Annotated in this window: 29 protein-coding genes; 16 read left to right on the forward strand and 13 right to left on the reverse strand. The window is 70.6% G+C overall.

Annotated features, from left to right (window positions below; all coding sequences use genetic code 11):
* The first annotated feature begins 2 nt into the window (after positions 1-2).
* Positions 3-1850, forward strand: coding sequence for a serine hydrolase domain-containing protein (locus BUB75_RS13960; protein WP_178379861.1), 1848 nt, complete (start codon positions 3-5; stop codon positions 1848-1850).
* Between the two features lie 72 nt (positions 1851-1922).
* Here the strand turns inward: BUB75_RS13960 and BUB75_RS13965 are convergent, their stop codons facing one another.
* A complete protein-coding gene (locus BUB75_RS13965) occupies positions 1923-2708 on the reverse strand; it encodes a DUF2382 domain-containing protein (RefSeq protein ID WP_073256874.1) in 786 nt (261 codons plus the stop codon).
* Between the two features lie 307 nt (positions 2709-3015).
* Here BUB75_RS13965 and BUB75_RS13970 point away from each other — a divergent pair, with 307 nt between their 5' ends.
* Entirely contained in the window at positions 3016-3768 is a 753-nt protein-coding gene (locus tag BUB75_RS13970) for a YsnF/AvaK domain-containing protein (protein WP_084741017.1), read from the forward strand.
* A gap of 3 nt (positions 3769-3771) precedes the next feature.
* On the opposite strand, the gene BUB75_RS13975 is transcribed toward BUB75_RS13970, so the two are convergent.
* A complete protein-coding gene (locus BUB75_RS13975) occupies positions 3772-4767 on the reverse strand; it encodes an alpha/beta hydrolase (protein ID WP_073256877.1) in 996 nt (331 codons plus the stop codon).
* 321 nt (positions 4768-5088) lie between these two features.
* Between BUB75_RS13975 and BUB75_RS13980 the strand changes: the two genes are divergently transcribed.
* Both BUB75_RS13980 and BUB75_RS13985 read left to right on the forward strand, forming a co-directional pair.
* Entirely contained in the window at positions 5089-5751 is a 663-nt protein-coding gene (locus BUB75_RS13980) for a DUF4097 family beta strand repeat-containing protein (RefSeq protein ID WP_073256880.1), read from the forward strand.
* A 161-nt stretch (positions 5752-5912) separates the two neighbouring features.
* A complete protein-coding gene (locus tag BUB75_RS13985) occupies positions 5913-6554 on the forward strand; it encodes an FMN-dependent NADH-azoreductase (RefSeq protein WP_073256884.1) in 642 nt (213 codons plus the stop codon).
* Here the strand turns inward: BUB75_RS13985 and BUB75_RS13990 are convergent.
* Together BUB75_RS13990 and BUB75_RS13995 are read right to left on the reverse strand one after the other, a co-directional pair.
* Positions 6551-7399, reverse strand: coding sequence for a PI-PLC domain-containing protein (locus BUB75_RS13990; RefSeq protein ID WP_073256887.1), 849 nt, complete (start codon positions 7397-7399; stop codon positions 6551-6553). The two genes, BUB75_RS13985 and BUB75_RS13990, sit on opposite strands and share 4 nt — an antisense overlap.
* Before the next feature lie 30 nt (positions 7400-7429).
* On the reverse strand, positions 7430-8332 hold the full coding sequence (locus tag BUB75_RS13995) for an extracellular catalytic domain type 1 short-chain-length polyhydroxyalkanoate depolymerase (RefSeq protein WP_073257257.1): 903 nt from the start codon (positions 8330-8332) through the stop codon (positions 7430-7432).
* A gap of 66 nt (positions 8333-8398) precedes the next feature.
* Between BUB75_RS13995 and BUB75_RS14000 the strand changes: the two genes are divergently transcribed.
* Positions 8399-10615 (forward strand): ATP-binding protein, encoded by a 2217-nt coding sequence (locus BUB75_RS14000; protein WP_073256890.1) that lies wholly within the window; start codon positions 8399-8401, stop codon positions 10613-10615.
* Here BUB75_RS14000 and BUB75_RS14005 read toward each other — a convergent pair.
* The 3 genes from BUB75_RS14005 to BUB75_RS14015 all read right to left on the reverse strand — a co-directional run bounded on the left by BUB75_RS14005 (position 10561) and on the right by BUB75_RS14015 (position 12640).
* The gene (locus BUB75_RS14005) at positions 10561-11064 is read right to left on the reverse strand and encodes a cysteine dioxygenase (protein ID WP_073256893.1); all 504 of its coding nucleotides are present in this window, start codon (positions 11062-11064) and stop codon (positions 10561-10563) included. The two genes, BUB75_RS14000 and BUB75_RS14005, sit on opposite strands and share 55 nt — an antisense overlap.
* On the reverse strand, positions 11061-11963 hold the full coding sequence (locus BUB75_RS14010) for an amidohydrolase family protein (protein WP_073256896.1): 903 nt from the start codon (positions 11961-11963) through the stop codon (positions 11061-11063). The genes BUB75_RS14005 and BUB75_RS14010 overlap by 4 nt, the downstream gene beginning before the upstream one ends.
* Positions 11964-12043: 80 nt before the next feature.
* Positions 12044-12640, reverse strand: coding sequence for a hypothetical protein (locus tag BUB75_RS14015; RefSeq protein ID WP_143175187.1), 597 nt, complete (start codon positions 12638-12640; stop codon positions 12044-12046).
* A gap of 46 nt (positions 12641-12686) precedes the next feature.
* On the opposite strand from BUB75_RS14015, the gene BUB75_RS14020 reads away from it, so the two are divergent.
* Positions 12687-12878 carry a hypothetical protein gene (locus tag BUB75_RS14020; protein WP_073256903.1) on the forward strand — a complete coding sequence of 64 codons (192 nt, stop codon included), beginning with the start codon at positions 12687-12689 and terminating at the stop codon, positions 12876-12878.
* Between the two features lie 404 nt (positions 12879-13282).
* On the forward strand, positions 13283-13585 hold the full coding sequence (locus BUB75_RS45100; protein WP_143175188.1) for a hypothetical protein: 303 nt from the start codon (positions 13283-13285) through the stop codon (positions 13583-13585).
* A gap of 628 nt (positions 13586-14213) precedes the next feature.
* Here the strand turns inward: BUB75_RS45100 and BUB75_RS14025 are convergent.
* Both BUB75_RS14025 and BUB75_RS14030 read right to left on the reverse strand, forming a co-directional pair.
* Positions 14214-14507 carry a hypothetical protein gene (locus BUB75_RS14025; protein WP_073256906.1) on the reverse strand — a complete coding sequence of 98 codons (294 nt, stop codon included), beginning with the start codon at positions 14505-14507 and terminating at the stop codon, positions 14214-14216.
* 22 nt (positions 14508-14529) lie between these two features.
* A complete protein-coding gene (locus BUB75_RS14030; RefSeq protein WP_073256909.1) occupies positions 14530-15141 on the reverse strand; it encodes a hypothetical protein in 612 nt (203 codons plus the stop codon).
* A 236-nt stretch (positions 15142-15377) separates the two neighbouring features.
* On the opposite strand from BUB75_RS14030, the gene BUB75_RS14035 reads away from it, so the two are divergent.
* Positions 15378-16229 carry a hypothetical protein gene (locus tag BUB75_RS14035; protein WP_073256912.1) on the forward strand — a complete coding sequence of 284 codons (852 nt, stop codon included), beginning with the start codon at positions 15378-15380 and terminating at the stop codon, positions 16227-16229.
* Between the two features lie 433 nt (positions 16230-16662).
* Here BUB75_RS14035 and BUB75_RS14040 read toward each other — a convergent pair whose 3' ends face one another.
* Positions 16663-17046, reverse strand: a complete 384-nt coding sequence (locus BUB75_RS14040) for a hypothetical protein (protein ID WP_073256915.1) — start codon at positions 17044-17046, stop codon at positions 16663-16665.
* Positions 17047-17250: 204 nt separating this feature from the next.
* On the opposite strand from BUB75_RS14040, the gene BUB75_RS14045 reads away from it, so the two are divergent.
* From BUB75_RS14045 to BUB75_RS14055, 3 genes are all read left to right on the forward strand, one after another.
* Entirely contained in the window at positions 17251-17889 is a 639-nt protein-coding gene (locus tag BUB75_RS14045; protein WP_073256918.1) for a hypothetical protein, read from the forward strand.
* Positions 17890-17971: 82 nt separating this feature from the next.
* Positions 17972-18499, forward strand: a complete 528-nt coding sequence (locus BUB75_RS14050) for a SigE family RNA polymerase sigma factor (protein WP_218617503.1) — start codon at positions 17972-17974, stop codon at positions 18497-18499.
* Positions 18496-19224, forward strand: a complete 729-nt coding sequence (locus BUB75_RS14055; protein ID WP_073256921.1) for a hypothetical protein — start codon at positions 18496-18498, stop codon at positions 19222-19224. Before BUB75_RS14050 ends, BUB75_RS14055 begins: the two co-directional genes overlap by 4 nt.
* Positions 19225-19305: 81 nt before the next feature.
* Here BUB75_RS14055 and BUB75_RS14060 read toward each other — a convergent pair whose 3' ends face one another.
* Positions 19306-19500, reverse strand: coding sequence for a hypothetical protein (locus BUB75_RS14060; RefSeq protein WP_073256924.1), 195 nt, complete (start codon positions 19498-19500; stop codon positions 19306-19308).
* A 169-nt stretch (positions 19501-19669) separates the two neighbouring features.
* Here BUB75_RS14060 and BUB75_RS14065 point away from each other — a divergent pair, with 169 nt between their 5' ends.
* Positions 19670-20644, forward strand: coding sequence for a LacI family DNA-binding transcriptional regulator (locus BUB75_RS14065; protein ID WP_218617516.1), 975 nt, complete (start codon positions 19670-19672; stop codon positions 20642-20644).
* A 10-nt stretch (positions 20645-20654) separates the two neighbouring features.
* On the opposite strand, the gene BUB75_RS14070 is transcribed toward BUB75_RS14065, so the two are convergent.
* Positions 20655-21650 (reverse strand): hypothetical protein, encoded by a 996-nt coding sequence (locus tag BUB75_RS14070; RefSeq protein WP_073256930.1) that lies wholly within the window; start codon positions 21648-21650, stop codon positions 20655-20657.
* 157 nt (positions 21651-21807) lie between these two features.
* On the opposite strand from BUB75_RS14070, the gene BUB75_RS14075 reads away from it, so the two are divergent.
* Positions 21808-22683: a MurR/RpiR family transcriptional regulator gene (locus BUB75_RS14075; RefSeq protein ID WP_073256933.1), complete on the forward strand. Its 876-nt coding sequence runs from the start codon at positions 21808-21810 to the stop codon at positions 22681-22683.
* A 196-nt stretch (positions 22684-22879) separates the two neighbouring features.
* Here the strand turns inward: BUB75_RS14075 and BUB75_RS14080 are convergent, their stop codons facing one another.
* The gene (locus BUB75_RS14080) at positions 22880-24397 is read right to left on the reverse strand and encodes an aromatic amino acid ammonia-lyase (RefSeq protein ID WP_073257263.1); all 1518 of its coding nucleotides are present in this window, start codon (positions 24395-24397) and stop codon (positions 22880-22882) included.
* An 88-nt stretch (positions 24398-24485) separates the two neighbouring features.
* On the opposite strand from BUB75_RS14080, the gene BUB75_RS14085 reads away from it, so the two are divergent.
* From BUB75_RS14085 to BUB75_RS14095, 3 genes are read left to right on the forward strand one after another with little or no spacing between them, the layout of a single operon-like run.
* The gene (locus BUB75_RS14085) at positions 24486-25598 is read left to right on the forward strand and encodes an ATP-binding cassette domain-containing protein (protein ID WP_073256936.1); all 1113 of its coding nucleotides are present in this window, start codon (positions 24486-24488) and stop codon (positions 25596-25598) included.
* On the forward strand, positions 25595-26299 hold the full coding sequence (locus tag BUB75_RS14090) for an ABC transporter permease (protein ID WP_073256939.1): 705 nt from the start codon (positions 25595-25597) through the stop codon (positions 26297-26299). Before BUB75_RS14085 ends, BUB75_RS14090 begins: the two co-directional genes overlap by 4 nt.
* Positions 26296-26973, forward strand: coding sequence for an ABC transporter permease (locus BUB75_RS14095; protein ID WP_073256941.1), 678 nt, complete (start codon positions 26296-26298; stop codon positions 26971-26973). Before BUB75_RS14090 ends, BUB75_RS14095 begins: the two co-directional genes overlap by 4 nt.
* Positions 26974-26985 lie beyond the last annotated feature (12 nt).

A 26985-nucleotide genomic window follows, 5' to 3' on the forward strand; every position in this document is an offset into this window, starting at 1 on the left:
GCGTGTTTTCCAGGATTGGCCGACTGTTGCTCGCCGCCTTTCTGGCCCTGGGCGTCCTGGCGGTCGCCCGGCCGGCCGCAGCGGCGCCGCCGAGCTGCGTCCCGGCGACCGCGGCCTCGGCTGCGGACTACTTCAACCGCACGGTGCCGGGGAAACTCGCACGCGACGACGTGCCGGGCGCGGTCGTCTCGGTGGTGTCCGGCACCCAGACCGTGTTCACGCGGGGCTACGGAGAATCGGACGTCGCGGGGGGCGTCCCGATGTCCGCCGACGAGTCTCTCGTTCGCATCGCGTCGATCACCAAGCTGTTCACCGCGACCGCGGTGATGCAGCAGGTCGAGGCGGGCCGCCTCGACCTGGACGCGGACGTGAACACGTACCTGAAGACGTTCCGGATCCCGCGGACCTACCCGGAACCGGTCCGGCTGCGTGACCTGCTCAACCACACGGCGGGGTTCGAGGACCGGATCATCGGCACCGGCGCCCGCACCGCCGAGGACGTCGTCCCGCTCGGTGAGTACCTGGCCGACAACGTGCCGGCCCGGATCCGGCCGCCCGGCGTGGTCTCCGCGTACTCCAACTACGGCGCGGCGCTGGCCGGGTACCTGGTGACGCTGGTCAGCGGCGAGCCGTACGACCGGTACATCCAGCGGCACATTCTCACGCCGCTCGCGATGGCGCACACGACCGCGTCCGAGCCGGTGCCTCGCGGGCTGAAGCTCGCGCGCAGCTACGGCGACGACGGCGACGTCGTGCCGTTCACGTTCGACCAGCTCACGCCGGACGGAGCGATCAGCGCGACCGCATCGGACATGGCACGGTTCGCGATCGCCCACCTCAACCAGGGCCGGGGAATCCTCTCGCCGGCCACGACCGCGACGATGCACACCCGCTCGTTCTCGGCCGACCCGCGGCTCGGCGGCTACGCACACGGGTTCATCGACCGCACGGTCAACGGGCACCGCGTGCTCATGCACGACGGCAGCTGGGAGGGGTTCGGCAGCGCGTTGCTGCTGGTCCCCGACTGCCGGGTCGCCGTGTTCTTCTCACTGAACTCCAGCGCGGGGTTCGAGGTGCTCGGTGAGGTCGTCGAGGGTTTCCTGGACCGGTTCGCGCCGGGTTCGGCCGGGCCGTCGACGTCGGGTCCCCGGGCGGAGCCGCCGCAGGCCGGCTTCTACGCGCCGACCCGGCGCAACGCCTCCGGCGTCGAGAAACTGCTCACGCTGCTCGGTCCGGCGCGTCTGCGGGTGGAGTCCGACGGCACCCTGCGCTTCCGGAACAAGACGTGGACACCGTCCGGCGACGGTTCGTACCGCAACGAGGACGATCATCTGGTGGCGGTGTCCGGCTCGGACGGGGTGCGTTATGTCGGCACCGACGGGCCCACGTTCGAGCTCTTGGGCCGGACGCAGACGTTGCCGTTCAACCTCGGGGTGCTGCTGGTGTTCGCGGTGGCGGCGCTGAGTGCGCTGGTGGTGCCGATCGTGGGCGGTTACCGGCTGGCACGGCGCCGAGCCGCACGTCCAGGAACGCGGCGGACGTGGCGGGTGTCGCGCGGGCTGGCGGCATCGGCGGCGCTGCTCGGGTTGGCGTTCCTGATCGGGTTGGCCGCCTCCCTGTTCGGCGACACCAGCGCTTATCTGTACGGCGCGCCGCTGAGCTTCCGGCTGCTGTTCTGCCTGCCGCTGGTGGCGTTCGCGCTGGCAGCCGGGGCGGTGGGGTGCACGGTCGTCGGGTGGCGTGGCGCGGGTGTGCTGTCCCGGGTGCACCAGGTCGTGCTGCTGGTGGGGATCGGTGCGCTGACGTGGTTCTGCTGGCAGTGGAACCTGATCGGGTGGCAGTTCGCCTGAGCCGCTCAGCGGCGGGCGCCGCATATTGCTGTTTCGGGTGCTCCGAAACAGCAATATGCGGCTGGCTCCCGGTCAGCGCTCGTCGGTGTCGATCCGCTCCTTCCGGACCTGACCGCCGACGGTCTGCTCCTCGGTGACGGTCTCCGTCCCGAGGCGGACCCGCTCGACCGGCACGGCTTCCTTCTCCACGACCGGCTTCTCGGCGTGCAGCGTCACCTCGTGCTCAGCCTCGGAGATCGCCGGGCCGGAGAACGCCTGCTCGCGGTTGGCCTCGGAGATCGGCTCCCGCTCGACCCGGACGCGCTCGTGCGAGACCGGCACCGTCTTCTGGACGTTCTCGGTCACGACGTGCTTGCGCAGCCGCACCTGGCCGGCTTCGTGCGTCTCGGTGCCGACGTGCAGCCGCTCCTCGGATCGCGTCATCGCGTCGTCGGTGCGGCCGGTTCCGTGCTCGGACCGCCGGCCACCGTGGTCCCGGTCCCGGTCGGTGTCCCGATCGACGTCCGCGGCGTACGTGTCGCGGGTGCCGCTCGGGGTCGTGGGCAGGTGGTAGTGCCGGTAGAGCTCGGCGACCTGGGTCGGCGTCAGCGCGCCCTCGCTGCCGTCCGGGTCGATGCGCGGGGCGTCCTTCACCTGGGACTTGTCGACCGGGACGACGAGCCGGTCACCGCGGAGCTCCGCGCCGTCCAGCGGCACGAACGTCTCCCGCAGCCCGAACAGGCCGGTGTGGACGGTGGCGAACTGCGGCTGGTCGGTGCGGTCGTCCAGGTAGACCTGCTTGATCGCGCCGATCTTGTCGCCCGAGGGGTCGTACGCGGTCGAGTCGATCAGCGACGGGATCTGCTCCTGAGTCACCATCGTGTGCTCTCCTCTCGGCTCCGGATGGGTTGTCGTATCGGCGATGCGCCGCAGGGATAGCCGGGCGACAACGGGCTCTAAACGATCGAAAATAGTTTCTTTCCGTCTAAAGAGGACCGGAGGCCACTGCCCGTGACGGTCGGGTTACCGGGATCTGCCCTGCAAAACCCGTGGATCGTGTGGCCCGCCGTCGCGCTCCGGCGCCGTCGAACACAATCGACGCAGGGCCGCGAGCCCTCGCCGGACGGTTTCCCTCACGCGAACACCGGCTACCCGTTACTCATCGTCGTCGCCAAGGGGGCATCCGGTGCCGGAAGAATGGAAAGCGGGCGAGCTGCTCGACCGGGACGTGCTCGATCGCCACGGGACCCGGATCGGCTCCATCGAGCGTGTCTACCTGGACGCCCGCTCGGGAGCCCCGTCGTTCGTCGCGATCCACACCGGACTGCTGAGCCGGTCACCGAGCGTCGTCCCGCTGACGGGCGCGACCACCCGGGACGGGGCGCTGGTGCTGCCGCTCGACAAGGCCCGGGTGAAGGGCGCGCCGCCGGTCGAGCCGGCGGGGCAGAACGGAGGGCTCTCCCCCGGCCAGGAGCGGGCCCTGCGCACGTTCTACGCCGTCACCCCCGAGGTCGCGCCGACACCGGCGCCAGCACCACCGCCTGCACCAGCGCCGGAGCCGGACCGCGAGCGGGCTCCGGACGACGCGATGACCCGCTCGGAGGAGCAGCTCCGCGTCCACACCGAGAACCACCCCACCGGGCGGGCGCGGCTCCGGAAGTACGTGGTCACCGAGGACGTCCAGGTGACCGTGCCGGTGTCGCGCGAGGAGTTCCGCGTCGAGTGGGAGCCGATCGATCCGGACGAGACCCCGGCGCCCACCGACGACGACCCCGCCGACGATGACGGCCTCACGCTCCATGCCGAGCGCGTCGTCGTCCGAACCGAGACGGTGCCGACCGAACGCGTCCGCCTGACGAAGGAACAGGTCACCGAAGACCGGACCGTCACCGACCAGGTGCGCCGGGAGAAGATCGACCTCGACCGACCGGAGCAGTGACGGTCAGACCGGCACTCCCAGCGCGTTCGCCAGCATCGGCCAGGAGTTCTTGAACTCCCGCTGCCAGTACGGCCAGGTGTGTGTGCCCTTGCCGTAGAGGCGGACGGTCATCGGTAGGCCGGCCGCGCGCGCCTTCGTCACGAAGCTCTGCGTGGTGAGCAGCGCCGCGGTTTCCTGCCAGACGAAGTTGTTGTTCTGGTCGAGGTCGGCGGCTCTTCCGTCACCGCAGGAGACGTAGAGCTGCGTGCCGCGCAAGCCGTTGAGCAGGTTGGCCGGGTTGTGCGCCTGCCAGACGTTGCGGTTCAGGATCGAGCTGCCCCACAGCGTGTTGAGGCTCTCGCCGGCCTGCGTCCGCATCCACTCCACCGCGGCCGGACCGCCCGGCACCAGCGTGTCGAGCAGCCCGCTGTAGGACGCCGCGGCCTTGAACATGCCGGGGTGGCGCCCGGCGTAGGAGAACGACCCGAACCCACCGACGGACAGCCCGGCGATCGCGCGGGTGGTCGATCCGCGGTAGCCACGCTCGATGATCTGCTGCAACTCGTTGATGTGGTACGTCTCGTACTTGGGTCCCCCGCCGCTCCGCGGGTCGCTGTAGTACCCGGCGAGCCCGTCGCTGGGCATCACGACCAGGACGTTGCGGTGGTGGAAGAAGTCGTAGACGTCGGTGAACGCGGTCCACGACTTGTAGTCCTGCGGCTCGCAGCAGCCGTGCATGAGGTAGAGCGTCGGCCACTTGCGGTCGGGCTGGGTGAAGTAGTCCTTCGGCAGCAGCAGCCGGGCGGTCGTCCGGCCCTTCATCGCCGGCGAGTCGATGACGATGTCGAGCTTCTGCCACTCGACGAACGTCTCGCTCACCACCCGGGCGCCGTCGTCGGCGATGCCCTTGGAGAGTCCGCCCACGTCCGCGAAGGCCGGAACTGCCCTGACCGCGGACAGCCCGGTCGCCACCAGCGCGGCGACGATCGCGGACACCAGGAACACCCGTAACCGCGACATCCGCCGCCTCCTTGCGACACACCACAGTGAACACTCGGCGGCTCAGTGTAGGAATCGCAGCGCTTCCGCACCGTGATTTTGCCATCTTTGCATGGCGGAATCGATCGAGTACGGCACGAACGGGGACTCGGCGCGCCCCGCAGAGCATTCACTCTCGGGCCATTGCAACGCTCGTTGCATTGGCTCACAGAGCGATTGCAACAATATTCTGGCTGTGGGCTGGGAGTTTGCTCTTTCTACGCAACTCTGATGTTGCCTGATCTTTGAACGCAACGTAGCTTTTGCGTTGTCGGAAACACCAGCCACACCGAGGAGCCCACGATGACCACGTTCGCCACCCCCGCCCCGATCACCGCCCAGCTGCGCGTCCCGGCCGGCCGGGTCCAGTTCATCGCCGCCGACCGCGCCGACACCACGGTCGAGGTCCGGCCCGCCAACGCTTCCAAGAACCGCGACGTGAAGACCGCCGAGCAGACCACCGTCGACTACGCCGACGGCGTGCTGCGGATCCAGACCCCGGCGGGTAACTCGCTGCTCGGCCCGTCGGGCGCGGTGGAGGTCACCGTCCAGCTGCCGGCCGGGTCCCGGGTCGAGACGCGGGCGGAGGCTACCGAGTTCCGCGCCGTCGGACGGCTGGGTGAGGTCGCCGTCAACGGCGCCTATCAGCGGATCAAGATCGACGAGGCCGCGAGCGTGCGGCTGAGCGCGGTCGACGGTGACGTCGAGGTCGGGCGGCTCACCGGACCGGCGGAGATCAGCACCCAGCGCGGTGACGTCCGGGTCGCCGAGGCCGGGCCGGGCACGGTCGTGCTGAGCACCCTGTCCGGCGACATCCAGGTCAGCGCCGCCGCGGGTGTCTCGGCCTCACTGGACGCCGGCACCGGCTACGGCCGGATCAGCAACGCGCTGAAGAACGACGGCGGCCCCGGCCTGGAGATCCGGGCCACGACCTCCCACGGCGACATCACCGCCCGCAGCCTCTGACCCGCTGCAGGAAAGGCCGAACAGGGCCGTCAGACCCCACCGGGGTCCGGCGGCCCTGAGCCTTTTTCCGGAGGCCCTGAGCCTTTTTCCGGAGGCCCCGCGCGGCACAGCCCCGACCGCGGGCTATAACCGAGGGGCACCGTCGCGCCGGGAGGACCCCCATGCCCCACCTGTTGCACCTCGACTCGTCCGCCGACCTGGCGGGCTCCCGCTCCCGGGCGATCACCGCCGCGTTCGCGAAAGCGTGGTCCGATCGCGGGGCCGACCACACGATCACCTACCGCGACCTGCACACCGACCCGCTGCCGCGGCTCTCGAGCACCGCGCTGCACTGGGCGCCCCGGCTGCGCACCGCCGACGAGACCGCGCCGGCCGCGGACGAAGCGCTGCAGCAGACGATCCTCGACGAACTGCTCGCCGCCGACGTCCTGCTGGTCGGGGCGCCGATGTACAACTACTCGCTGCCGTCGACGCTGAAGACCTGGATCGACTACGTGCACGTCCCGGGCATCACGACGACGTTCGACGCGACGCCGAGTCAGCCGCTGGCCGGCCGTCCGGCGGTGGTCGTGACCAGCGCGGGCGGGTCGTACGTCGAGGGGTCGCCGACCGCCGGGTGGGACCACCTGACGCCGGTGCTGGAAATCGTCCTCGGCACCGCGCTCGGCATGGCGGTCACCGTGATCGCGACCGAGCTGACGCTGGCTCCGCGCATCCCCGACCTCGCCGCGCAGGTGCCGCACAGCGAAGCCCTGCTCACCACCGCCCTGGATCGCGCCACCGCACTCGGGGCGACGATCTAACGGGCCGTCATGAACGCGCGCAGCGCCGCGAGGTCGTCGGTACCCAGGTAGTCGACCTCGGCGGCGCGCATCTCGCGCCAGAACGCGCGACGCGTCCGCCGGGAGCGTGCGGGCACACCCCAGAACCGCACGGTGCGCCCCTCCGCGTGCGCCCTGGCGACCCACTCGCGGAGCTTCGCCCGCTCCTCGTCCGGCATCTCACCGCGGCCGTCCCAGCGGAACTTCCAGTCCCACTTCTCGCTGCACAGCGGCACCAGCGAGGCCGGTGCGTCGCTGCCGATCGCCGCGAGCGTGCCGTCGCAGGCCGCGTACCGCACGGGTGCGGCGGCCAGCGCCTCCCGCGGCGGCTTGCCGGAGATCACGACGGTCACCGCGCCGGGGTGGATCTCGTCGCCCGAGAAGCAGGTCAGCATGTCCTGGTAGTGCTCCAGCTCGGCGGCGAGCAGTTCCCAGCACCACTCCGGGTCGCTCTTGACCTCGACCAGCAGCTGGAATGGCCGGTCGTAACCCGGCAGAACCCCGCCGTTCGCGGCGACCCGTCGCGCCAGCGGTTCGAGGTACAGGCCGCGGAGTGTCCGCCAGTACTCCAGGTCCTCCGCGTCGTGCCCGACGAGCAGCCGGGTGACCCCCTCGTCGTCCTCGTGTGGCCAGACGTCCACCTCGACGCTGGTGTACCCCTGGTCGAGCGCCGCCAGCAGCGGCCGGTGGTGCCGGTAGTCGTTGTGCGCGTGGCCGCCGACCAGCGGACCCCACCGGCGGTTCCGGACGTGGGTCGCGGCACCGACGCCGACCGCGATCACCACCACGACGGCCAGGCCGGCCAGCACGATCGCTAACGAGGACATGCGAGAAGACTTACCAACCGACCGGCCCGACTAACTTTCGTGGGCCCGGAAGAAGTCCCAGATCTCGGCCGTGGCGTCGAGTTCGGTGGTCGGCCGGTCGGCTCCCCGGCGGACGGCGTCCCCACCGGGCCAGGCGTGGCCACCGCCGGCGACGGTGTCCAGCCGCACCTCCGTACCCGCTGCGCAGCCCGTGTACCGAACGGTCGTGATCGCTCCCCGGGTGGTGCGGACCGGCTCGCCGGCGCAGCGGTCGGTTCGCGTCCAGAACTCGACGGCGTCCGTCACCGAACGGTGCGATCCGGCTCGCTCCTCGCTCGCGATCCGCGATTTCGAGGTGCCCCCGGTGTACGGGACGACGTCGTCCGCATCGCCGTGGATCGTGTAGACCGGCAGCGGGCGGGCGGGTTCGCAGCTCGGCACGTTCAGAGCCCCGGATACTGGTGCGATCGCAGTGATCCGGTCGGCGAGCTCGCACCCGAGCCGGTAGCTGAGCATCGCGCCGTTGGAGAACCCGGTCACGTACACCCGGCCGGCGCCGAACCGCTCGGTCAGCGCGTCGATCAGCGTCCGCACGAACCCCACGTCGTCGACGTCGTGGTCGCGGGCGTAGGAGCAGCACGTCCCGGCGTTCCAGGTCTTCAGCGACGTCCGGCCGGAGCCGTCCGGGTACACCGCGAGGAAACCCTCCCGGTCGGCGAGCGCGCTGAAACCGGTCTGCTCGGCGACCTGGCTGCCGTTCCCTCCCCCGCCGTGCAGCACGATCACGGCCGGCACGCCGGTACGTCCCTCGACCGCGGCGGGCACGTGCACCTGGTAGGTCCGCTCGACGTCGCCGACCCGCACCGTGTACCCGCGGGCGTCGTCGGTCGGCTCGTCGCGTCCGCATCCCGCCAGCGTCAGAACCAGCAGCAGCACCACCGCTATCGATCGCATCACCCGAGCGTGCACCACCGAGGCGACAGAACCTCAGACGAGACGTCCGCCCGTCGATGGGAAGACGTGCGGGAGCACCGGAAGGACGGGCTCGAGCGCGGGATCCGTTCGGTCGCCGCGCTCACCGTCCTGGTGGTGCTCGTCGGGTCGCTGGCGTCGCTCGGGGTGGGCTCGGTGCTGCGCGACTCCGCGCAACGGTCCGCCGTGCGGGTGCTCGACGTCCGCACCGCCGTGCTGGCCGCAACCGTGCGGACCGAGGTCAACCGCTATATCGACCAGATGAGGACGCTGGCGGCGGCCTTCGGGGCGATGGACACGCTGACCGCCGCGGACTTCGCCAGAGCCACGGCCGCGCTGGGCCCGATCAGCCTGCCCGGTGCGACGTCCATCGCGTATCTGGTCCCGGTCGCGCACGACCGGGTCGCGGCGGTCCAGGCCGCGTGGCGAGCGCGCGGCTCGACCGGGCTGGTGATCCGCCCGTACGGAACCGGCACGCATGCCGTCGTCGTACTCTCGACCCGCCTGGACGCCAAGGGCACGCTCGGCCACGGCGTGGACGTCAACCAGGCGCCGGCGCCGCGCGCCGCGGTCCGGGAGGCGCTCCGGAACGACGCGGTCACGGTCTCCGACACCTACCAGTTGATCATCGACCGGCAGCTCCCGCCGGAGGTCCGGCAGAACTCGTTCGCGCTCACCGCGCCCGTCCACGGGTTCGACGCCGCCGGGAACCGGCAGTTCCGCGGCTGGATCATGATGGGTCTGCGCGGGCAGGACTTCATCCGGACGACGCTCTCCCGGGTCGCGCTGCGCATGATCGACGTGAGCCTCTCGGCGCGGAACGCGGACGGCCGGGAGACCGAGGTCGCCGGGCTGGTCGCGGACTCCACCGACCGGCGCGATCAGTTCCGCACCGTCGAGATGCCGGTGGCGCAGCGGCGGTGGGTGCTCCGGACCGCGGCGGTCTCGGCCGATCTCCCCGGCGGCAACCAGATGCTCTCCACGGCACTGACCGCCGCCCTGCTCGGCTTCACCGCACTCCTCGCCGCGCTGGTCGGGACGCTGGCCGGCGCGCGCCGACGCGCCGAACGCCGGGTCCGGGTCGCGACCACCGAACTGCGCGCCACCGAGCGGGAGGCGCGCGACCAGGCGCGCCTGCTCGGCACGGTGCTGGACACGATCACCGAGGGCGTTGGGGTCGTCGACAGCAACGGCCAGTTCCTCGCGCACAACCCCGCCGCGAAGCGCATGCTCGGCATCAACGACGACATCTCCGACCCGGACCAGTGGCAACAGCACTACGGCCTGTTCCGCCCCGACGGCTCGGAGTTCCCGACCGAGGAGTTGCCGCTGATGCGGGCGCTGGCGGGCGAGGCGCCCGACGAGGTCGAGATGCTGGTCCGCAACCGCGCCCGGCCGGAGGGTGCGCTGATCACGGTGAGCGCGCGCCAGCTCCAGCTCGCCGACGGGTCGATCGGCGCGGTCGCGGTGTTCCACGACGTCACGCAGGCCCGGGCGTACGAGGCGGAGCTGCAAGCCTTCGCGGGCGTCGTCGCCCATGATTTGAAATCACCACTGACCACCGTCGTCGGGTACGGCGAACTGCTGTCCGACATCCTGACCGAGGAGGCGTCCGCGCCGGTCCGCGAGGAGGGCCTGGGCCACCTCGAGCGGATTCAGGCGACCGCCGAACGCATGCGGACGCTCATCGACGACCTGCTCTCCTACAGCAGCGCCCGCGACGCCACGCTGCACCGGGCGTCGTTCCCGCTCGGCGACGTCGTGCACGAGGTGGTCGCGGCGCGGCTGGAAGCGTCGAGGGCGCGTGGCCACTTCCCGGACATCTACGTCGGCCCGCTGCCGTTCGTCGAGGGCGACCCGGTGCTGATCCGGCAGGTGCTGGACAACCTCGTCGGCAACGCGCTCAAATACACGCCGCCCGGACGGCCCGCCCGCGTCGACATCACCGCGCGGTCGGAGGCCGGGGTCTGGGTGCGGGTCGAGGTGGCCGACCGCGGGATCGGGATCCCGCACGGCGAGCACGGCCGGGTCTTCGCCCGGTTTCACCGGGCACACACCGGTGAGAGCTACCCGGGCACCGGTCTCGGGCTCGCCATCTGCCAACGCATCGTCGAACGCCACGGGGGGACGATCGGCGCGGACGACAACCCCGGCGGCGGCACGCGCTTCTGGTTCACGCTGCCGTACGGCGAGGAGCCGGCGGACACTCCTCAGGCGGCGCTGATCCCGGAGCGCGCCTCCAGCGGGCGCAGTTCGTCGGCGTAACTCACGGACGTGCGGCGCATGACGCCGTCGTCGGTGATCCGGTACGTACCCAGCCTCCAGAGCGGCGGCGAGTAGGCGTGGATCGAGACGCTCTCGGCGTCGGCGCCGGACATCCGGTGGATGTGGTCGGGGCCGAAGCAGAACGACTCACCCGCTTTGACCACGACGTCGACGTGCCTGCCGCCGATCCGCGGGTTGTTCTCGTGCACCGCACCCTCGACGACGGCCACCGCACCCGAGGAGATGTCGTGGTCGTGCCAGCCGGTGTCGTTCTGCGGCGTCCAGCAGAGCAGCCAGACATCCACGTGGTCGTCGCGGTAGAGCGACACATAATGCCGCTCGGTGTCGCAGAACGCCACGTGCTCCCGCCACTGCTCCGGGTGGCGGGCCAGCTCGTCGACCAGGTCACGAAGTTCGTGCTTGCCCAGGTCACGTGCCGGAAGTTTCACGGTTTTCCCTTCTTTCCGTAGAGAAGGCGGAGCGGGTTGGTGACGGCCATCGCGTGGTCGAACGCGTCACCGAAGCCAAAGTCCGGCACGGTGGCGTACGGCCGGTCGGACCCGAGCACCACGAGGTCGACGCCGAGCACCCGGACGACCGCGTCCACCCCGCGCGGGCCGTAGGACGACGTCTCGACGAACGCGTCGACGTCGACCTGACGGCGGGTCGGACCACCGCGGGCCGCGAGCCGCTCGCCGTGCAGCGGCCCCAGCCCGGCGAGCAACGCGAAGCAGACCCGCAGCGAGGGGTGGGCGGCCCGCCCGAACGCGACGAACGCGTGCCAGGCGTCGTGCATCTGGTGGATGTACGGGCTCAGCGCGGGCCACCAGTCCGGCGCACCCGCCGGTGGGGCCGGGTGCGGCCCGGGGTGGACGAACAGCGGGGCGTTCCGCCGTTCGAGCACGGCCAGCAGCGGCGCGCACCGGTCGTAGCCCGCCCGGTCGACCAGCGCGTCGGCGGGAAGCTGCAGCCCGACGCACCCCGCGTCCAGCGCCCGCTCCAGGGGGGTCGGATCGATCTCGGCCAGCCCGGCGGCGGCCCAGGCGCCGAACTGACCGGGGAGCGCGGTGACGCCCTGGTGGTAGCCGTCGAGGAGCGGGGTGGCCTCGGCGGCCGGGAGCCACTCGATGCCGAGCGGGCTGGAGAGCGAGATCAGGGCTCGATCGAGGCCGTCGGCGGCGACCAGCGCGGCCCGGGCTCTGACGTCGTGGTCGGCGGGGTTCACGGCGTACGGCGGCGCGCTGTGGGTGTGCAGGACCCAGCCGTCGAGCCGTGGCGGCGCGGTGCGGGCACGCAACGCGTCGAGCAGCGGCTCCGGCCACAGGTGCTGGTGCACGTCGATTCGCATGCGGGAATATTATTCCTACAGATCGAGTGGGTTAACCGCTTCAGTTAACCGGTTCACTGATCCTTCTGTCAAGTCCAGCATCAGCCTTGTAACCTGCGGAAACCCCGACGTCTCACCCTCACCGCCCCCCACTGGTTGTGTGCGTTGTGTGTGCGCGCACCCGGCCGATAGCCGAACGACGCCTGATGCTGACGCCGCCGCTCCGCCTCGCCACCATCGAGAATCTGCGCGTAGATCTCCAGCAGCACCTTCAACGAGTTCCCCACGAGGTCCGCCACGTCCTTCGGCTGCATGCCGCCACGGAGCATCGTCGTGACCCCCGCATACCGGAGGTGATACGGCGTCAACGCCAGCGACGTCGCCGCGACCTCCGGCGTGAACGCGACCCTCCGCGCGCTATGTGCGACAGCCGCAGCGAGTACGCATACGACACCGGACCGCCCTGCACACCGGCGAAGATCAGCCCGTCCGGCTCGGGCGGGTACGCCTCGAAGTGCCAGTGCAGGATTTCGGTGAGCTCCGGCGGACACGGTGACCTGCGTGGGTTCGGCGTCGTCGTGCGCAGCATGCCACCTGCGGAGGAACGCCTGGATCTCGTCGTAGTGGCTGCCGTCGTCGGCCAGTTCCCACGGCCCGTAGACGCCGCCATCCGGGTGTTCGATCAGTACGACGATCATCGGCGGCACCTCGCGTTCTGTCGTACCCGGCGCCTACCGTCGCCCCATGGCCACGTGGGAGGTCGAGTGCGACGCGGCCGGCACGCCGCAGCTCCTCGAGGAAGACGCCGACGGGAACCTGCACTGCCCGGCGTGCCGCACCGAGGTCAGCGTTGCAGCCCGCCCGGTCGGTGAAGCGCTCGCCGAGTACCTGCGGCAGGTCCGGCCGGAGCTGCCTACGGTGTCGCCGTCGAGCTGACCGGAGCCGGTAGATACGGGTCGTGCGGTTCCTGCCGCGGCCAGATGCAACGTACGGGGTCGCAACAGGCCGCCTTTCGGAGCGCTTCTCGGCGAAATAGTCGGTTCTGGTCGCGTGAGCACCTCCCCGATATCAGCTGAATCGACAGCTCCGGTTTGCGGGGCGCCCGCCACGGGATTCCCTCCACATCGAACAGCGCATCCCTTGATCGCGGGTCGTCGCGGGCGGATGCTAAGGAAGTTCAACGCTCAACTGCTGGCCGCGTCCTCTCTGTTCCGCGTCCAGCAGGATCCTCCGGGTCCGTGGTCTCGCTACGAACCCGTCGTCATGCCTCGGCTGAACCAGTCGGGTTGCCGAGGTGCCTTCCCAGTTGGCGTTGCACAACCCGAGAAGGGAGCACATCGATGAAGCTACGCGGGAGCCCTCGCGCCGGCGCGGCGCTGGCCGCAGCGGCTGGCGCTGCGGCGCTGGTCATTGCGGCCGCCCTACCGGCCACGGCCAGCCCGTTGTTCACTGGCGGGGGACGCGGCGTGACCGCCCAGAACGCCATCCAGAGCGCGTTCGACGACGCGCAGAACACCGCACAGTCGGAAGGCTTCTACGGCGCGTGCACGGTGTCCGGTGAGCCGCAGGTCTTCGGACCGTTCGCCCACCCCACTTTCGGACAGATCTTCCGGGCCGAGGTCACCGTCACCTGCGAGCCGTAAGCCGCCGATCCACTCGCGTCAGGGTCCGTCTGATCGAAGGTCGTCCTCGCAGCACTCGACTCGGTCGCTCCCTGGTCAGACGGACCACGCTCAAAAGGCCAAACTCAACGGAACTGGTCGACGATCAGCAGTAGCGCGCCGGCCACCGAGATCGTCACGCCGGTCACCCGCAGCCGTTCCCCGCTGAGGAACCCGTTCACCTACCGCGACAGCCCGTACCCAGCCGCCACGCGGGCAGGAACCAGCCGGTGACGACAACCGTGCTCCGATCCAACTCCCCGGCACCAGCACCACGATCGACAACGCGCCGCCCCGATGCTCTCCCCCGGCATCGGGCATGCCTTCACCGACGGCGTCCAGAAGCTGGCAGGAGGTCGAGGCAGAAGTCAATAACGACTGGTCACGCCGCCACCAACTGGCCGCCGCCGCTTGCCGCACGGCCCGGCACAAGGCAGGGCTACCTCCGCTGCGGGTGCGGCCTCGCCTCCTGCTCCACCGGAGAGCTGACCGGGACCGGTAGCTCCGGGGGTGTGGGGCTCGACCGGCCAGAGAAACAGCGCACCGAGGCAGCCAGCGAAGGTGGCAGCGATCAGGACCAGGCCGATGATCGCGACGAGACCGGCGGGCTTCACGGCGCACACTCCGGTGCATCGCAGCGCCACTCGGCGAGGTTTCTGGTCAGGCGGCGGATCGCAAGAGGACGGTCCCGCGTGCCGCACTTCGCGCACGCCGCCGTGGTCGCGAGGGCGCGTCCGGTTAGGCCATGCTCTTGCAGCTGCTTGTTCGTCCGGCGGATGGCGCTGGCCGGCGGCGGCTCCTCGGCCAGCCGCAGTGAAAGCTGCGCGCGAGCGGACAGCCCGCGGGGCGGGCCGACCAGGACGTCAGCGATCCGGTCGAGCAGGCGGGAGAGCAGGCGGGGCACGTTCGCCCCCTCGCCAGCCGGTTCAGACGTCGGCGGGCCGGTACTCAATAAGCGCGTTACGCCGCCCGGGGTGCTTCTCGTTGGCGTGCGTCTGCGGCTGGATCTGGAAATCGATCGGCAGCCCGGTCATCGCCTGGCCGAGGGCCGCGAACGCCAGCGAGACCGCGGCCAGCTTCACGTTCACCTCGGCGCTTTGGATCTCGCCGAACATCGCCGCGAACTCGTCGTCGGGCAGGATCAGCCGAACATCGACGTCGCGCCAGTCCTTCGAGGTGATCGACGAACCAACCTGGTACGGAATGTGGCCGAAGTAGTCGGCCACGATCGTGCCGAACTCGTGCACCAGATTCCCGCAGGCATGCCGCTGCTGCTCGTACCGGGCCACACCGATCTCCCACTGGAGCAGGCCCATCGTCACCGTGGCCCGCTGCTCGGCCGGGTAGACCCGGACGTGGCACTGGTTCCCGTCGGCATCCACGTACTCCACGGCCAGGTGGAAGGCGGTGACGAATCCGCCGCCGTCCGGTGCGAGGTGGTCGGCAATCGCGGCGGAGATAGCCCAGGATCCGAGTGTTGCCGCGCGACGGCGCTGGTAGGCGGAACCACAACACGGGAATTCGGCGACGCCGGTCACCGAAACGGCGTCGGCCCCCTTGTCGCAGAGAGAGGGCCGGTTGCGGGCGCCCCGAATCCAGCCGAGTGGCGGCGCAGCTCAGTCCGGCGGGCTGCCGCCTCGGTGAACACAGCAGTCGTGTCCACGAGCATGGTCGAGATCCCCGTCACGTCCACTGTGTGCAGATCTACCTAGTTGAACGTTCACTGAAAGCGTTGACTTTGTCCGTTCGAAGTCCACTTCTCTCAGGAGAGTTCATGAAAGTCACACGATTACTCGCAGTACTGACGCTCGCCGTCGCCGCGCTGGTCGCCCTACCGGCGTCACCGGCCTCAGCGGCGATCCCGGGTCTGCACGACCTCGACGTAGCCGCGGCGACCGGCGCGCCGGTCAGGCAACTCGCCGGCAATGTGCAGTGTCCGGCGGGGGAGGCACTGCTGTCCATCGGCGCCAGCAACGCCACGCTGACCGGGGTGGGCCATTCGGTGACCGGCGGGCGGGTAGCGCGCGCAGTCGGCGCTCCGCTCCACCCGTCCCCGACGAACCACCTCTTCATACAGGCGACCTGCGCGCCGTTCGCCCAGGTGCCTCCGGGAACCGCGACGGCGACGGCGACCGCCCCCGCGTCCAGCTCTACGCTCCGCACCGCCACTGCACGATGCTTGCCCGGGGAGGTCGCCTACGGCGGCGGCGGGTACCTGGTGGCCAACCAGCCCACGAACCCGCCCTCGGTCGGCGGAATCCGGATGGTCGGCAGCATCGCCACCGCGGACGGCACCGGCTGGAAGGTGACGGTGCACACCAGCGTGCCCACCGACAGGCTAGTGGTCAGGGCGCTGTGCGCCCGCTTGCCGGGCTCGATCCAGGCACCGGCTGCCGTGCACCTGCGGGGCGCGAGCCAAATCGCAAGTGGATACCAGTCCTGCCCCTCGGGGATGCAGCCACTCAGCGGGGGCGCCTACATCGAGAACCAGGTAGGCGGCGATTCCGCGACGGGACGCCTGGACCACACGCTCCGGGTGCCGAACACCTTCCGGAACGGCTGGTTCGGCGCCGGGAACAACTTGTCGCTCAACGATCGGTTGCTCGTTCGGGTCCGCTGCATCTGACCCTCTGAGCGTGGGCGGGGGCGCAATGCCCCCGCCCACAGCAGCGCCGCTCCCGCGGGACCGACCACGCCCCGACGAACGTGCAAGGCTCGGTACCGCGTCGCCCCGGAAACGACGAAGGCCCCTCGGGCAAGGGGCCTTCGATCCGCGTCGCCACCTGGACCAACAGACAGAGCCAGCGGAGGACGGATACCGGTCACGGCGGGAACAGCGACCACGCGGCCAGGGTAACGCGCGCGGTGAGACCGCGCCGCGCCGCAGCCGTCACCCAGACGCGCGACGGCGCCCCTCGATGTCCCGTTGCAGCGGGCGAGAGGCGCCGGAGGCGCTGCCGTCCTGAACCAGCGTGACGGCACGGCCTGGTGTCCGCCCGATCCTCAACGGTGGACGGCGCGATCGTAGCGATCGTGGAACGGTGCGCGTCGCCCCGCGATCAGCCGGAGCGGCGATACAGCACGCGGTTTCGGGCATTCTGATCGACCGCATCGCCGAGAGCGCGCGCCAGTCTCTCGCCGTCGTAGTGGATCACGACGCGCTCACCCGGGTCGGTGGTGACCGGTCGGGGCGGGTCGAGTTCGCGGTCGCGCTCGGTTACATGCGCACCGTCGATGTCGTCTTCCGTCCATTCGTGTTCGCCGTGCGTGCCGTCGTTCTCGCAGTCGCGAGTCCGGGCCTTCGGCTGGTCGGCGAGAGGAGCCAGGTACCCGCGGTCGGCGAGCGTTTCGAGAACCGCCTCGGTGATATCCCGCGCCGTCGACGCCAGCACCGGCGCCTGATACGGGTTACCGGTCGCCACCGCCCGGGTCGCGTCGTACACGGCGCGCGCCCGGTCGCCCTCCGGGCCGGACGGGAAACCCGGCTCGGGTCGGCGCCGAGGCCGCTCATTGCATGACGGCCCGAGGTGGTGGGCAAAACACCATTGGACACGCTCGACCTCACCAGTCACAGGCTCGCCGGATCGCCTGCGCACCGGCTGCTCCGGTGTGGACCATCGATCCGGGTAGACGGAAGGGGCTGGCTGGTGGCACTGGAGTTCGAGCGAGCGCCGGCAGGGTCGGAATGCACCCGGGAGAAGGTCCTCTATCCGAAGAACTACAGCGACCACCAGCCCGCGAAGTACCGCTTGAAGGTCGGCACGGGCTCGTCGTCGAACGTCATCCGGTGCGTGGCCTGCTCCTATCCGGCGGAGCGGGAAGCGATGCAGACCGTCGACCGGCTGGATGACGGTCACGAACTCGTGCAGCTCGCCGCCGAGATGGAACGACTGCGCCGATCGCCCGGTCAGCGCCTCTGGCCCTGGGCGCTGCTGGCGGTCGGTGGCGGCGGCGCGCTGCTTCTCACCTGGTGGCTCGTCGCCGGCGTCGTCGGCCTGGTGGCGCTCCTCGCGTTCGCGTTTTTCGTGCCGGTCCCCTGCCGCTCGACGGTCGAGGACGATCCGGAGCCGTGCAAGGAGTGGGCCAGGGGCTTCTTGCGCGCCTGCCCGGATCGCCGGCACGCGCGACGCCAGCGCGAGCTGCTGCGCGAAGCGTGGCGCGGTCAGGACCGGCCGCGGTTGATCTGGGAGGACCGGATGACGCGCGGAGCGATCGTCGGCGCCTGGGCCTCACTCGCGCTCATCGCGTTCGCGTCCGGCTGCTACCTGTCCACCGTCCTGTTCTGAGAGCGACCGCCGCCGGCGGATGCAACCCTGGGCCACGATCGCTCCGTCGTACGGGTATCTCTCGCCCGACAGGAGTCCGGCCTTGCGTAAAGCAGACGAAGAACGGTTCACGGCCTTCGTCGAGGAGCGGATGGACCGCTGGCGACGCAGCGCGTTTCTGCTGTGCCGCGACTGGCACACCGCCGACGATCTGGTCTCGACGACCGTCACGAAGCTGTTCCAGCACTGGCGGAAGGTGTGCGCCGCGGATAACCCGGACGCATACGCGCAGCGCATCCTGGCGCGATCGTGGTTGGACGAACGTCGTCGTCCGTGGCGCCGGGAGCACGCGAGCGACGAGTTGCCCGACCGTGGGCTCTCACCCGACGACCGCGTCGAGGACCACGCCTCGCTCGAGGCGCTCCTCGACGCGGTCGGCCCGCGGCAGCGGGCGGTGCTGGTCCTGCGGTACTACCTCGACTTCAGCATCGAGGAGACCGCGGAGATCCTCCGGATCGCGCCCGGCACCGTGAAGAGCCAAGCAGCTCGCGGGCTGGCTTCCCTCCGCGTGCTGTCCCACCCCCCAGCGCCCGTGACCGGGCGCACCTTCCACCCAGGGAGAAAACCATGACCCAGCAGATGTTCGACGACCTGATCGGTGAGCCGCCGCCCTCGACCGTCGACGTCGATCGGATCGTCCGGCGCGTCCGCCGTGTCCGCATGATGCAGCGATCGGCGCTCGCCTTCATCGTCGTCGCACTGGTGGCCACCGGCGCCAGCTACTTCCAGACCGGGACGCAGTCGGCGGCGCCACCGGTCGCGGCGGACACCCGGTTCCGGCTGGTCGTCGACACCGAGAAGGCGGCCGAGGCCAGCGGCGCCCGCCTGAGCGAGGCGTACGACGAGGCGCTGCAGAAGGCGGCGCCGGGCTTCCGCTGGCGCGAGGGCCACCCGCCGGTGATCTCGGACCGGGAGGCGAAAGACCTGTTCACGGTGACCGGATCGATCGACTATCAGGGCCGCTCCGGCCTGCTGCTGTTGCGGGTGGAGGGGCCGTACGACCCCGGTCCGTGCAAGGCCAGCCCGGCACAATGCGCGGAGGTCCGGGATGCCGTCGAGAACGACGCGGTCAGGTCCCTCACGTGCACGAAGGACGGCGACTGTGTCTCACGGAAGGGGCCGCAGGGCCAGGCGATGACGGTTCGGCACTGGCGCTTCTCGGCGGAGGCCGACTACACCGAGGTGCGGATCGCGCTACCGGAGAAGCGGGTTCTGATCCTGGAGGCCCACAACCAGGTGCTGACGAAGGACCAGCTGATCGACGTCGTCTCGGACCTCGCCGAGCAGATCAAGTAGGTCACTGCCCGTACGGCGGCGGCCCGGTACAGCCGGGCCGCCGCCCACGCACGCCCCGCTCGCCAGCCGTGGGGGGTGGCATCACTCGTCCAGCACGTCCAGGCCGGAGTCCGTCCCGGTGAACTCCGGGGGCCGGCCGAGCGCCGCTCGGCCCCAGCGGCCGTACCCGACGCTGATCAGCCCTGCCGTGATCGCCGTGCCGGCGGCCGCCAGCGCGAGGAACAGGGTTCCCCCGATGATGAACATCGGCACCAACACGATCGGTCCGAGTGTCATCGCTCCCCTCCCTCCCACAGCCGCCACGCGCGGATGCGCCACGAAGTGGCCTTATTCTCACCGGAATAAGGCGACTTCGTGGCTTACCTGCGCAGACAAACCAACGTGCGGTGCCGGTCATTAGGCTGGAACCGTGCCGCAACAACGGAAACGGGCCACGATCCGTCACGTGGCCGAGGCGACCGGGCTCTCCACCGCCGCGGTCTCCTACGCGTTGCGTGGCCTGCAGACCTCCGAGGAGACCCAGCGCCGGGTCCGGGAGGCCGCCGCCGAACTCGGATACGAGGCCGACCCGATCGCTCGCGCGCTGGCCAGCGGCCGCACCGGCACGGTCGGGCTGCTCTGTGGCTCGCTGGAGGACCTCTGGCAGCAGTCTCTCGCGGTGGCGATGGGACGGGAGCTGCTCGGCCAGGACCGGTACGCACTGATCCTGGACGCCGCCGGCGACCCGGCGCGCGAGGCGATCCTTGCCAGGCAGCTGCGTGACCAGCGGGTGGACGCGCTGGTCGTACAGCCGATCGACCCGTCGGCGCCGGACTGGGCCGAGCTCGCCGGTGCGCTGCCGATCGTGTCGATCGGCGATCCGCTGAACGGCGTCCGGGGCGGGGAGGTGCTGTTCGACAACCGCACCGGCGTGACGCTCGCGCTGGAGCACCTCACCGGCATGGGCCACCGGCGGATCGCGGTGCTCACGCCGAACCGTCCGAGCACGCCCGACCGGCCCGCGGAGCTGCACGTCGGGATCGAGGCCGCGCGGCTCGGGATCGACGTCCGGCTGGTCACGTCGCCACACGCGCTGGGCGGCGCGACCGCGGTAGCCACCGAGGTCCTCGCGGAGGACAACCCGCCGACCGCCGTGTTCTGCTTCGCCGACTCGATCGCCTACGGCGTGTACGCGGCCGCGCGGGCGCTGGGCCTGACGATCCCGGCGGACGTCTCGGTCGTCGGTTACGACTCGCACCCGATGTCCGCGCTGCTCGAACCGGCGCTCACCACCGTGGATTGGGATCTCGACGGCATCGTCCGGCAGGCCACGGCGCTGGCCGTCGCCCAGATCGAGAATCGGTCGCACCGCCGTCGTTTTGTCCGCGCGCCGCGCCTGTGGGTCCGCGACTCCACCGCACCGCCCCGCCAGCCGCGGTAGCCCTACACGTTCACGAAGTGTGCACCACTTCGAGATAGCGGCGGGTCACGGTGAACGAGGTTCCGGGCAACGCCGCACCGACCGCGGTGTGCGCCCAGGTTTCGAGCGTTTGCTGGTCCGTCAACGCGTCCACCACCGCAACCAGCTCCTCCCTGGACGGCACGGCAGGGAGGACGCAATCGAGCACGGAATCACCGCTGGCTCCGCCGTCGTCCTCGAGGTCGTTGTCCCATCGCGAGATGCTGACCGTCCACCGATCCCGCTCGGTCCCGGACTTCGGTGCGTCAATCGTCAAGAAGAGGGTGCGCCCCTCCCCCACCGGCTCGACGAAGATCGAGAAATCCACCTCGTCGAACTGCAGATTCTCATTCGTGCTGGAATGCGCGACGTCGAAGAGCATGCGCAGATGGTCGACAGCCTCCGCCAAATCCTCCGCGCTCAGCCCTTTTTCCCACCTGTCGAAGCCTTTGCGAGTCCGGTTACTCAGAGCAGGCATGCCACCGGCATGCGGAACGAACGGGTAGTCGTCGTCCCACCGGCGGATGGGCCCCGTGTAGTCCGGAGCGGGTGCGCCTTCGTACTCCGCCAACTCCACGAGCAGTGCGCCGTGTTCGGCCACGAGTTCGTCCTGAACGGCGGTCCGGACCGGTGCGGGCATCGTCCTCAGTGCCTCGTCGAGGTCGGTGAGCGCTCCGTGCAGATGCAGCTTCACGAACTCGTACCACAGGCTGTGCGACCCGACCAGAAGCGTGTCGCGGTACTGGCTGTCGACAAGAGCGCGCAGGTGATCCCGCGGATAACTGTCGAACCTGCGCTCGCGCTCATCCCGGACGCCGAGCGGGATGGTCGCAGTAGCGGAGATGCGATTCAACGCGTCGACGAGCGGAGCTGCGGTGCTCTCTTCGTCGACGCTGGTGACGGTGACCGACGAGACACCTTCCGGCCCGACGGAGGAGGCGAGGATCTGTACCTTTCCCCGAGTTCGATGCCACGAGTAAATAGTCATCCGAGCCCAATCCACTGAAAGTCTCGAAGGCGGTGGCGAGGGTGCTTTCCGACGCTCCGTGCCTGACGGGTATCGCGGCGATGGCTCAGGTCCGATCCCGAATCACCAACCGGCGGGTGGAACCGTACCATCGCGGTCAACCGGGAGAGGGGGAGGCGTGGGGGACGGAACCGGGGACAGGGCGCGGACCCCGACTGAGCGGCTCCTGGCGCTCTTCGACCAGCACCGGCTCTCCCCCACCCAGCGCCGGATCGCCCAGCACCTGCTCGACCACCTGCCCGAGGCCGCGTTCCTCTCCAGCGTCGACCTGGCCGCCGAGGTGGGGGTCAGCCAGCCGTCGGTGACCCGGTTCGCGGCCGCGCTCGGCTTCTCCGGCTACCCCGACCTGCAGCGGGCGCTCCGGCCGATCGCGATGAGCGCGGTCGCCGACCGCCCGGATCCGGAGACCGTCAGGCGGAACGAACTGCAGGCGGCCGTGGACGGCGAGATCCGCAACCTCGAAGCGCTCCGGCAGACCCTGGAGGACCCGTCCCGGATCGGGACGCTCGGTCGCGAGCTCGCCGCCTCGACGCCGCTCACCGTGCTCGGCGCGCGGATCTCCGCACCGCTCGCCGACTACTTCGGTTACGCCGCCAAGCGGATCCACCCGGACGTCCGGGTGGTCACCTCCGGCGGGAGTGCGGCCTACGACGCGCTGCTCCAGTCCCGCGAGGCGGGCGGCGCCTGGGTGCTCGCGTTCGCGCTCCCCCGCTACGCGGCCGAGACGATCGTGGCACTCCGGTACGCGCGGCAGCTCGGGCTGCGGACGGCGGTGGTGACCGATGCGCCGATCGCCCCGTTCGCCGATGACGTTGACGTCCTGCTCGCGGCCGGCGTCGGCACCCGCCTCGTGTTCGACTCGTACGCGGGTCCGGTGACCCTCGCCTCGGTGGTGCTTCAAGCCATGGCGGACGCCGAGCCGGCGCGCACCCAGGCACGGCTCGAAGCGTACGAGGGCCTGGCCGAAGACGTCGGCTTCTTCACCGACCGGTAGCCTCGAAACCCGAGCGTATTGATGGGTTGGGTGGGTCACGATTCGACGTCAAAGATGCGCGCACGGCGTGTCTGCGCAGAGGATAGGGCCCGTGAGTCGTCTCGACGCCGGTCGTCCGGATGCGCGGGCCGCTGTGCGCGCCCGGTCCGGCCGGGCACGTGCACCCGGCCGGACGTCACACACCGATACCGGAACCTCACCCTTCGAATCGAGCGAGCGCCGGCAGCAGCGCCGCGGCGTCCTCGACGTCCTGGTCGAGCGGGCGGTCGTCGAGCCGATCCGGCAGCCGCTCCGCCACGTACCGGTAGGCGTCGGCGAGTGGGCCGTCGACCGGGGCCGCGCCACGCATCCGCAGCGCCCGGACGGCGGCGACCAGTTCGGTGGCGAGCACGACCCGGTAGCTGGCGACCGCGTCGAGCGAGTTGCGGGCAGCCTGCGACGAGAACGGCGCGTGCTCCTCGACGCCGCGGGAGACCACCGCCGTGGCCAGCGACGTCGGCGTCGCGTTGAGCCGCAGCGCACCGAGTGCCGAGTGCGCCACGTACTCCAGGATCATCAGCCCGGACGACCCGGGCGGACCGGCCGCGAGAAACGGCGTCAAGCCGGTGAAGGCTGGTTCGAGCAGCAGGCTCAGCCGGGCGACCGACAGCGCCGCGGTCTGGTAGAGCGCGTTGCGCATCGCGTCCAGGGCCAGGCCGAGGTACGCGGTGTGGAAGTTCGCGTTGTGCAGCACGCGGTTGCCGACCGGGTCGACCAGCGGGTTCTCGGCCGGCGCGTTCAGCTCGATGCCCAGCGTGCGCTCCAGCGCGACGACGGCGTCCAAAGCCGGGCCGTGCACCTGGGGAACCGCCCGATAGCTGTACGGATCCTGGATCCGGGCCGGCTTGACGGCCTGGCCGGCGAGCAGGTCCCGCAGCCGCGCGGCCACGGTCTGCTGACCGGGATGCGGCCGGGCGAGGTGGACGACGGCCTCGTACGCCTCGCTGTTGCCGTCGCAGGCGAGGAACGCGAGCGCGGTGATCACCGTGCCCGCGCGCAGCAGCTCGGAGAGGTCCGCGCAGGCCAGCGCGGCCTCACCGATCGAGCCGGCGTTCGAGCTGATGAACGACAGCGCGTCCGCCGGGTCGAACGGGACCGGCTCCATCGAGCCACCGCGCCACGGCACCTCGCCGAGCAGGCAGAGCGCGGTGACCGCGAGCGCGGGCAGGTCGCCGGTGCCGATGCCGCCGAACGCGTGCACCGGTGGCGTCAGCCCGCGGTTCAGCGCGGTCTCGAGACCGATGAGCACGTCGGGCGCGACGCCGGACCCGCCGGCGGCGAGCTGGTTGAGCCGCACGGTGAGCATCGCCCGCACGCTGATCGGATCGAGCAGCGGACCGGCGCCGCCCGCATGGCTGCGCAGCAGGCGGAGGCCGTGCGGATCGTGGCGGACCGGCTGCTGCGGGGCGGAGTCGCCGGTCACCACGCTGCCCTCCGGGCCGAGGATCACCGGGCCGGCGGAACTCTCGTACTCGACCGCGATCAGCCGGTTGGCGCCGACGCCGGTCGTCCGACCGTAGACCCCGCCGGCCGCGCTGAGCGCCGCGACGGTCCGGTGTGCCGCGCCCGCCCGGGTCGCGCCGTCCGGATGGACCAGCACGCGGCCACCGTCCCGCGCCACGTCGCGGACCTGTTCGGCGGTCAGCGCGATGCCGTCGAGCAGCACGTCCGACATCTGCACCTCACTTTCGACCTGACCCTATCTTCAGACATCAGACTCATGAATGAAGCCATTCACAACCGGCGGGAGCGCTGAGTATCGGGTGATCACCTTCGAGAGCGTGACCAAACGGTTTCCGGACGGCACCGTCGCCGTCGACGACCTCAGCCTGGAGATCCCGGCGGGCAAGATCACGGTGCTGGTCGGTCCGTCCGGGTGCGGCAAGACGACGACGCTGCGGATGATCAACCGCATGATCGACCCGACGTCCGGGACGATCACGGTGGACGGCCAGAACGTGCTGGACGTCGACCCGCCGACGCTCCGCCGCCGGATCGGTTACGTGATCCAGCAGGCGGGGCTGCTCCCCCACCGGACGATCGTCGACAACGTGGCCACGGTGCCGTTCCTGCTCGGCCGCGACAAGAAGGCGGCCAGGGCGGCCGCGCTGGAACTGCTGGAGCGCGTGGGGCTACCCACCGCGTTCGCGAAGCGGTATCCGCACCAGCTCTCCGGCGGTCAGCAGCAGCGCGTCGGGGTGGCCCGGGCGCTGGCCGCCGACCCGCCGGTGATGCTGATGGACGAGCCGTTCAGCGCCGTCGACCCGGTGGTCCGGAAGGGTCTGCAGGACGAGTTCCTGCGCCTGCAGACCGAGCTGCACAAGACGATCGTGCTGGTCACGCACGATATCGACGAGGCCGTGAAACTCGGTGACCTGGTCTGCGTCTTGGAGGTCGGCGGCCGGATCGGGCAGTTCGACACCCCCGAGCGGCTGCTGGCGGCGCCGTCGGACGGGTTCGTCGAGGAGTTCCTCGGCGACGACCGCGGCGTCCGGCGGCTGTCGTTCGTCGGGTCGGAGGGCCTGGACCTGGACACCACACGGGTCGTGACCTCGGCCGGCTCGTCCGAGGTCTGGCGGCTGCTGGTGGATTCCTCCGGGAAGCCTTCGGGGTGGCTGGCCCCCGGTGCCGAGGGTGACCCGCTGCCGATCGGCCGCGTTTTCACGGTCGGACGCGACTCGCTGCGGGCCGCGCTCGACAGCGCGGTGCTCAATCCTTCGGGGGACGCGATCGGCGTGGACGCCGACGGGAAGGTCGTCGGCCTCGCCGGGCAGGAGCAGATCACCGGGGCGTTGCGCGGACGGACGCCCGCTCCGGTGTCGGCCGGGGCAGCCTCCGCGGCGGTCTCCGGGACGGCCTCCGGGGCGGCCGAATGACCTGGGATTGGCGCTGGTCCTGGATCCCTGACCACTACGACCTGCTCGGGGAGTTGCTCGCCCAGCACCTCTACCTCTCGGTCGTGCCGGTGATCCTCGGGCTGCTGATCGCGCTGCCGCTGGGCATCGTCTGCGTCCGGCTACGCCGGCTGTACGCGCCGGTGCTGGCGCTGACCAGCATCTTCTACGCGCTGCCGTCGCTGGCGCTGTTCGTGGTGCTGATCGACTACACCGGCTTCACCGGCTGGACCGTGATCATCCCGCTGACGATCTACACGCTCTCGGTGCTGGTACGGAACGTCGTCGACGGGCTGCGCTCGGTGCCCGAGCACGTCAGCCAGGCGGCGACCGCGATGGGCTTCGGTGGCGTGCGCCGCCTGATCCAGGTCGACCTGCCGATCGCGGTGCCGGTCGTGATCGCCGGTCTGCGGGTCGCCACGGTCTCGAACGTGAGCCTGGTGAGCGTCGGTTCGCTGATCGGGATCAGCGGCCTCGGCCAGCTGTTCGTCGACGGCATCCAGCGCAGCTTCATCACGCCGATCATCGTCGGCATCGTGCTCACGGTCGCGCTGGCCGTGATCCTGGACGCCGTCCTCGTCGGCGTGCAGTGGCTGCTCACACCGTGGACGCGGGGCGGCGGGTCGGTGCTGACGGTCGAGGAACCCGTCGCCGACCCCGCCACGACGGGAGTTGCCGCATGAACATCGTGACCAGGGCCGCCGAATGGTTCAGTGACCCGGCGAATTGGTCCGGCGACGACGGGATCCCCAACCGCGTCCTCGAACACCTCTACTACTCCGGGCTCGCGCTGCTGATCGCCGCACTGATCGCGCTGCCGCTGGGGCTGTTCGTCGGGCACACCGGGCGCGGCGCGTTCCTCGCGGTGAACTCGGCCGGCGCGGCCCGCGCGCTGCCGACCGTCGGCCTGGTCGGCCTCACGGTCGTCGTCTTCGGGATCGGCCTGACCCCGACGCTGCTGCCGCTGGTCGCCCTGGCCATCCCGCCGATCCTGGTGAATACCTACGCCGGGGTGCGGCAGGTGGACGCGCAACTCCGGGACGCCGCCAACGGCATGGGCATGACCGGCCCGCAGGTCCTGTTCCAAGTGGAACTCCCGGTCGCGCTCCCGCTCCTCATCCTGGGGCTGCGGACCGCCGCGGTGCAGATCGTCTCGACCGCGACGATCGCCGCGTACGTCGGTCTCGGTGGCCTCGGCCGCTACATCTTCGACGGGTTGGCCCGCCGGGAGTACGAGGTGATGGTCGGCGGCGCGGTGCTGTCCGTGCTGCTCGCGCTCGGTACCGAAGCGCTGTTCGTCGGTGTCCAGCGGCTGATCGTCTCGCCCGGCGTCCAGCAGCGAGCGCTGGTCAAGTGAAACCCCGAACTG

The organism is Cryptosporangium aurantiacum (assembly GCF_900143005.1).
GTDB classification, from domain to species: domain Bacteria; phylum Actinomycetota; class Actinomycetes; order Mycobacteriales; family Cryptosporangiaceae; genus Cryptosporangium; species Cryptosporangium aurantiacum.